The 6394-nt window shown below is 75.5% G+C and carries 6 protein-coding genes and 1 pseudogene; 5 read left to right on the top strand and 2 right to left on the bottom strand.

Annotation, left to right across the window (positions count from 1 at the left end; translation table 11 throughout):
- Together AB0K09_RS28015 and AB0K09_RS28010 are read left to right on the top strand one after the other, a co-directional pair.
- The coding region (locus AB0K09_RS28015) for an ATP-binding cassette domain-containing protein (RefSeq protein ID WP_366068203.1) at nt 1-1742 on the top strand (1742 nt) is incomplete at its 5' end.
- Nucleotides 1739-2593 carry an ABC transporter permease gene (locus tag AB0K09_RS28010; RefSeq protein WP_366068202.1) on the top strand — a complete coding sequence of 285 codons (855 nt, stop codon included), beginning with the start codon at nt 1739-1741 and terminating at the stop codon, nt 2591-2593. The genes AB0K09_RS28015 and AB0K09_RS28010, both read left to right, overlap by 4 nt.
- A gap of 15 nt (nt 2594-2608) precedes the next feature.
- Here AB0K09_RS28010 and AB0K09_RS28005 read toward each other — a convergent pair whose 3' ends face one another.
- Both AB0K09_RS28005 and AB0K09_RS28000 read right to left on the bottom strand, forming a co-directional pair.
- On the bottom strand, nt 2609-3520 hold the full coding sequence (locus tag AB0K09_RS28005) for an SDR family oxidoreductase (protein WP_366068201.1): 912 nt from the start codon (nt 3518-3520) through the stop codon (nt 2609-2611).
- Nucleotides 3520-4308, bottom strand: a complete 789-nt coding sequence (locus AB0K09_RS28000) for an SDR family oxidoreductase (protein WP_366068200.1) — start codon at nt 4306-4308, stop codon at nt 3520-3522. The genes AB0K09_RS28005 and AB0K09_RS28000 overlap by 1 nt, the downstream gene beginning before the upstream one ends.
- A gap of 93 nt (nt 4309-4401) precedes the next feature.
- Between AB0K09_RS28000 and AB0K09_RS27995 the strand changes: the two genes are divergently transcribed.
- From AB0K09_RS27995 to AB0K09_RS27985, 3 genes and pseudogenes are all read left to right on the top strand, one after another.
- Nucleotides 4402-5187 (top strand): enoyl-CoA hydratase family protein, encoded by a 786-nt coding sequence (locus AB0K09_RS27995; protein WP_366068199.1) that lies wholly within the window; start codon nt 4402-4404, stop codon nt 5185-5187.
- Nucleotides 5184-6074: a CoA-transferase gene (locus tag AB0K09_RS27990; protein WP_366068198.1), complete on the top strand. Its 891-nt coding sequence runs from the start codon at nt 5184-5186 to the stop codon at nt 6072-6074. Before AB0K09_RS27995 ends, AB0K09_RS27990 begins: the two co-directional genes overlap by 4 nt.
- Nucleotides 6071-6394, top strand: a pseudogene (locus AB0K09_RS27985) (CoA-transferase); the annotation flags it as partial. The gene AB0K09_RS27990 and the pseudogene AB0K09_RS27985, both read left to right, overlap by 4 nt.

Below are 6394 nucleotides of genomic sequence, written 5' to 3'. Positions count from 1 at the left end.
GTGTCGAGCAGCGCACGCACGCGTGGTTCGACCGCTATCTGAAGGGCGACACGAGCGCCGACACCGGGCCGGCCTTCCGCGTGAGCCGGACCGGGGGCATGGACACCACCGACGGCCGGGCCCGGGTGCGCGGCGCCACCGGCGACCGCTACCCCGGGCTGCGCAACGCCCCCCGGACCGTACCGCTCACCGGCGGCAGGCGGTCCTTCGGCAATCCGGCCGGCGGGAGCCCGCCCGCGCTGTCGGCCGTTCCCGGCCTGGGGGGCGCGCTCTCCCAGCTGTCCGGGCTGGGCGTCGGCACCTCCCTCGAGTTCCCCGGCCAGTACGCGCGGTTCGACTCCGAGCCGCTGTCGCAGAGCGTCCGCGTCACCGGCACGCCGACCGTGAAGGCCGTGGTGTCCTCCGACAGGGGCGAGGCCGTGCTGTTCGCCAAGCTGTACGACGTCGGCCCCACCGGACGGCAGCTGCTGCCCGGTCAGCTCGTCGCTCCGGTGCGCATCACCGACGCCCGGCAGGGGCGGGCGGTCGAGCTCCGGCTGCCCGCCATCGACCACACCTTCGAGCCGGGGCACCGGCTGCGGCTGGTGCTGTCCTCCACCGACCTCGGCTACGCCTCGCCGGCCGAACCGGCCACCTACACCGTCGCCCTGGCGGACGGCCCGGGCGGCGGGCTGAGCGTGCCGACGGCACCCGGCGTCCGCACCGGTTCGGCCGGGCTGCCGTGGTGGGTGTGGGCGCTGCCGGCCGCCGGTCTCGTCGTGGCGGCGGCCGTCCTGCTCACGGGCCGCCGGCGCACCGCGGTGCCACCGCCGGTCCCGGAGCTCGCCCGGGTGCCCCTGCAGATCACCGGGCTGAGCAAGCGGTATGCCGGGGGCGCCGACGGATACGCCGTGCGGGATCTGTCCTTCCGGGTGGAGCGCGGCCAGGTGCTCGGCCTGCTCGGCCCGAACGGGGCGGGCAAGACCACGACGCTGCGCATGCTCATGGGGCTCATCCGGCCGGACGAGGGGGAGATCCGCGTGTTCGGTCACGCGATCCGGCCGGGCGCGCCCGTACTGTCGCGCGTGGGGGCGTTCGTGGAAGGGGCGGGTTTCCTGCCGCACCTCTCCGGCCGGGCCAATCTCGAGCTGTACTGGCGGAGCACCGGCCGGCCCGCCGAGGACGCGCACCTGGACGAGGCGCTGGAGATCGCGGGGCTGGGCCAGGCGCTGGAGCGCGCGGTCCGTACGTACTCGCAGGGCATGCGGCAGCGGCTGGCGATCGCGCAGGCGATGCTCGGGCTGCCGGACCTGCTGATCCTCGACGAGCCGGCCAACGGGCTCGATCCGCCGCAGATCCGCGAGATGCGGGAGGTGATGATCCGTTACGCGGCCGCCGGCCGCACCGTGATCGTCTCCAGTCATCTGCTGTCCGAGGTCGAGCAGTCGTGCACGCACCTGGTCGTGATGGACCGCGGCCGGCTGGTGAGCGCCGGGCCGGTCGCGGACATCGTCGGCTCCGGCGACACGCTGCTGGTCGGCGTCGAGGGCCGGCTGTCCGACGTGGTGGTCGAGAAGGTGGCCGCGCTGCCGGGCGTCGCATCGGCCGAACGGGCCGACGGAGGACTGCTGGTGCGGCTCGACGGCGCGAGCGCGCCGGCCCTGCTGGCGGAGCTGGTCCGGCTGGAGATCCCGGTGGCGCGCGTGGGCCCGCACCGCCGGCTGGAGGACGCGTTCCTGACCCTGATCGGAGGACCGGCATGAGCACGGCACTGGAGTCCGCGCCCGGTTACCGCGCCCGGCGCACCCTGCCGCTGCGCGTGGAGGCGGCCCGGCAGCTGCGGCGCAGACGCACGTTCGTCGTCGGGGCGGTCCTGGCCGCGCTGCCGTTCATACTGCTCGCCGCCTTCGCGATCGGCGGCGAGCGCGGCGGGCGGGACGGGCGGGTCACACTGATGGACACCGCCACCGCCTCCGGCGTGAACTTCGCCGCCACCGCGCTGTTCGTCTCGGCGGGCTTCCTGCTGGTGGTGCCGGTGGCGCTGTTCTGCGGGGACACGGTGGCGTCGGAGGCCGGCTGGTCGTCCCTGCGGTATCTGCTGGCGGCCCCGGTGCCGCGCGACCGTCTGCTGCTCGTCAAGCTGACGGTGGCCCTGGTGTTCAGCGCGGCGGCGATGCTGCTGCTGCCGCTGGTGGCCCTCGGGGTGGGCACGGCCGCCTACGGCTGGGGACCGCTGCGCATACCGACCGGGGGCACACTGGAGGCGGACACGGCGGTGGCCCGGCTGGCGATCGTCATCGGCTACGTCTTCGTCAGCCAACTGGTCACGGCGGGGCTGGCCTTCTGGCTGTCGACGGTCACGGACGCGCCGCTGGGCGCGGTGGGCGGCGCCATGGGCCTCACCATCGTCGGCAACGTCCTCGACGCGGTCACCGCGCTCGGCCACTGGCGGGACCTGCTGCCGGCGCACTGGCAGTACGCCTGGGCGGACGCGGTCCAGCCGCAGCTGGAGTGGGGCGGCATGGTCAAGGGCGCGGCGGTGTCGTCGGCGTACGCGGTCGTGCTGCTCGCCCTCGCGTTCCGGCACTTCCGCGGCAAGGACGTGGTCTCCTGACGGCCGGCTCCCGGTTCACCGGCTCCCGTACACCGGCTCCTCCGGGCGTGCCCGGGTCAGGAGGCGCAGGGCCGCGTCGCCCGCCTCCGTCGGGGTCCGGCGGGCGGCCCGGTCCTCCGTGGGGCCGTGGTGCCAGCCCTCCATCACCGTGATGCGGCCGCCCTCCGCCTCGAACACCCGGCCAGTGACGCCACGGGACGCGGCGGAGGCCAGCCACACGACCAGCGGGGAGACGTTCTCGGGCGCCATCGCGTCGAACGTGTCCGGCCGGTCCGGAGGGGCCATCCCGGCGGCGAAGACGGTCTCCGTCATGCGGGTGCGGGCGGCGGGCGCGACGGCGTTGACCAGGACGCCGTAGGGGGCGAGTTCGGCGGCCGCGACGAGCGTCAGAGCCGCGATGCCGGCCTTCGCGGCGGCGTAGCCGGCCTGGCCGACGCTGCCGAGCAGGCCGGCGCCCGAGGTGGTGTTGACGACGCGGGCGGCCGGCGGGCGGCCCGCCTTGGTCTCGGCGCGCCAGTGCGCCGCGGCGTGCCGCAGCGGCAGGAAGTGGCCCTTGAGGTGGACGCGGACGACGGCGTCCCAGTCGTCCTCACCGAGGTTGACGAGCATGCGGTCGCGCAGGAAGCCCGCGTTGTTGACGAGGGCGTCCAGCCGACCGAAGGTCTCAAGGGCCGTGGTGACGAGGGAGGCGGCGCCGTCCGGGGTCGCGACGTCCCCGGGGTGGGCGACGGCCTGGCCGCCGCGGGCGCGGATCTCGGCGGCGGTGCACTCGGCGGGGCCCGGGCCGCCGCCCTCGCCGTCCGGGCCGACGCCGAGGTCGTTGACGACGACCCGCACCCCCTCGGCGGCGAGGGCGAGGGCGTGGGCCCGGCCCAGCCCGCGCCCGGCCCCGGTGACGACGGCGACACGTCCGTTGCTTGCGGTCATCACGGCTCTCCTTTCGCATCGTGCGCGGCACCCCGCACCGCGGTCAGAAACGCCGGCCACTCCCCTCCCCCGTGCATCAGCAGGCTCGCGCCGGTGATGTACGCGGCCCGCTCGGAGGCGAGGAACACGGCGGCCTCGCCCACCTCGTCGGGCTCGGCCAGGCGGCCGGCCGGCACCGTGCGGGCGACGGCGGCCATGCCGTCCGCGTCGCCGTAGTGGGCCCGCGCGGCCTCCGTACCCACCATGCCCAGCACAAGGGTGTTGACGCGGACGGCCGGGGCCCATTCGACGGCCATGGAACGGGCGAGGCTCTCCAGGGCGGCCTTGGCGGCGCCGTAGGCGGCGGTGCCCGGGGAGGGGCGGGTACCGCTGACGCTGCCGATCATCAGGACGCTGCCGCCCGGCGGCATGTGCGCACGGGCGGCGAGCGAGGCGGTCAGCGGCGCGGTGAGGTTCAGGTCGAGCACGCGGGCGTGCTGCTCGGCGCCGGCCGCGTCGAGGGGCCGGAAGGGCGTGCCGCCCGCGTTGTTGACCAGGACGTCCACCCGGCCGCGCTCCCGCGCCACACGGGCGTCCAGCTCCCGGACGGCGCAGGCGTCGCGCAACTCGACGGGCAGGAACCGCGCGTGGCGTCCGCTCGCCGCGACGGGCCGGTCCGGCGGCCTGCGGGCGCAGATCACGACCTCGGCGCCGGCGCGCAGGAACGCCCGGGCGATGCCGGCGCCGACGCCGCGCGTGCCACCGGTGACGACGGCGACGCGGCCCGGCAGCCCGGGAGCGCTTCCCATCTCGCAACCTCCCGCAGCGGGCGGTCCGCTGCTACCTTCGCAGTCAGCACCATCACCTAACAAACGTTTGGTGGAAAGGTAGCTGATCCGCCGATGGGTGTCTCCACCGCACGTCCCGAACCGGGCATCGCCGTCGTCACCGTGGACTTCCCGCCCGTCAACGCCCTGCCCGTGCGGGGCTGGTACGAGCTGGCGGAGGCCGTGCGGGCGGCCGGTGCGGACCCGGACGTCCGCTGCGCCGTGCTCCGCGCGACCGGCCGCGGCTTCAACGCCGGCGTCGACATCAAGGAGTTGCAGCGCACGCCCGGGCACCGGGCGCTGCTCGGCGCCAATCACGGCTGCGCCACGGCGTTCTCCGCCGTCTACGACTGCCCGGTCCCGGTCGTCGCGGCCGTGCACGGCTTCTGTCTCGGCGGCGGCGTCGGGCTGGCCGGCAACGCCGACGCGGTGGTGGCCGGCGAGGACGCCACGTTCGGTCTGCCGGAGCTGGACCGGGGGGCGCTCGGCGCCGCCACGCACCTGGCCCGGCTCGTACCGCAGCACCTGCTGCGCGCGCTCTCCTACACGGCCCGCACGGTCACGGCCGCGGAGCTGCACCGCCACGGTTCCGTGTGGCGCGTCGTGCCGCCGGGCGAGGAGACAGCCGCCGCGCTGGAACTGGCCCGGGAGATCGCCGCCAAGGACGGCTCGCTGCTGCGTCTGGCCAAGGCGGCGCTCAACGGCATCGACCCCGTCGACGTCCACCGCAGCTACCGCTACGAGCAGGGCTTCACCTTCGAGGCCACGCTCAGCGGCGTCGGCGACCGGCATCGCGACGCGTTCGCCGACCGGAACGGCCGGGAGGACCGGCACGGCCGGGGCCGGAAGGACGCGCCATGACGACCGCGCCCCGTTGCGACAAGCGGATGACGGCGGACGAGGCGGTCTCCCGGCTGGAGAGCGGCATGACGATCGGCATCGGCGGCTGGGGTTCGCGCCGCAAGCCGATGGCCCTGGTGCGGGCGATCCTCCGCTCGGATCTCACCGATCTGACCGTGGTGTCGTACGGCGGCCCGGACGTCGGGCTGCTGGCTGCCGCCGGGCGGATCCGCCGGCTCGTCACGGCCTTCGTCACCCTCGACTCGATCCCGCTGGAGCCGCACTTCCGGACCGCGCGGCAGAACGGCCGTCTGGAGCTGACCGAGCTGGACGAGGCGATGTTCATGTGGGGGCTGACGGCGGCCGCGCACCGGCTGCCGTTCCTGCCGGTGCGGGCCGGGCTGGGCTCGGACGTGATGCGGGTCAACCCGTGGCTGCGGACCGTCGTCTCCCCGTACGAGGACGAGGAGGAGCTCGTCGCCGTGCCGGCGCTCGCCCTCGACGCGGCACTGGTCCACCTCAACCGGGCGGACGCCCGCGGCAACGCCCAGTACCTCGGCCCGGACCCGTACTTCGACGACCTCTTCTGCGAGGCCGCCCGCGAGGCGTACGTCTCCTGCGAACGCGTCGTCGGCAGCGAGGAGTTCGCCGCCGAGGGCGGTCCGCAGACGCTGCTCGTCCAGCGGCACTGCGTGACGGGCGTGATCGAGGCGCCGGGCGGCGCGCACTTCACGTCCTGCGCGCCGGATTACGAGCGCGACGAGGCGTTCCAGGCCGCGTACGCCGCGGCGGCCGCCGAACCGGCGGCCTGGCGGCAGTTCACGCGGCGGTTCCTGTCCGGCGACGAGGAGGACTACCGCGCGGCGGTGGCCGCCTTCGCGGCGGACCGCAGGGGGGAGGACGCGTGAGCGGTGGTGCGAGCCGGGCCGAGCGGTGCGTGGTGGCGTGCGCGGAGGCGTGGCGCGGGGACGGGGAGATCCTGGCGAGCCCGATGGGCGTCGTGCCCACGATCGGCGCGCGGCTGGCGAAGCTGACCTTCGCACCGGACCTGCTGCTGACGGACGGCGAGGCGATGCTGATCGGCGACGTGCCGGCGCTGGGGTCCGGGGCCCGGGTCGTCGAGGGCTGGCTGCCCTACCGCCGGCACCTGGCGCTGGCCGCCGGCGGGAAGCGGCACGTGATGATGGGCGCGAGCCAGCTGGACCGGCACGGCAACCAGAACATCAGC

The sequence above is a fragment of the Streptomyces sp. NPDC049577 genome, assembly GCF_040675635.1.
In the GTDB taxonomy this organism is placed as follows: domain Bacteria; phylum Actinomycetota; class Actinomycetes; order Streptomycetales; family Streptomycetaceae; genus Streptomyces.
This window is presented reverse-complemented; position numbering and strand designations above follow the sequence as displayed.

Bases quoted from the DNA above. Each gene is read 5' to 3' on its own strand.
- AB0K09_RS27990 (WP_366068198.1), top strand. From the start codon at position 5,184: ATGACGACCGCGCCCCGTTGCGACAAGCGGATGACGGCGGACGAGGCG.
- AB0K09_RS28005 (WP_366068201.1), bottom strand. From the start codon at position 3,520: ATGACCGCAAGCAACGGACGTGTCGCCGTCGTCACCGGGGCCGGGCGC.
- AB0K09_RS28000 (WP_366068200.1), bottom strand. From the start codon at position 4,308: ATGGGAAGCGCTCCCGGGCTGCCGGGCCGCGTCGCCGTCGTCACCGGT.
- AB0K09_RS27995 (WP_366068199.1), top strand. From the start codon at position 4,402: ATGGGTGTCTCCACCGCACGTCCCGAACCGGGCATCGCCGTCGTCACC.
- AB0K09_RS28010 (WP_366068202.1), top strand. From the start codon at position 1,739: ATGAGCACGGCACTGGAGTCCGCGCCCGGTTACCGCGCCCGGCGCACC.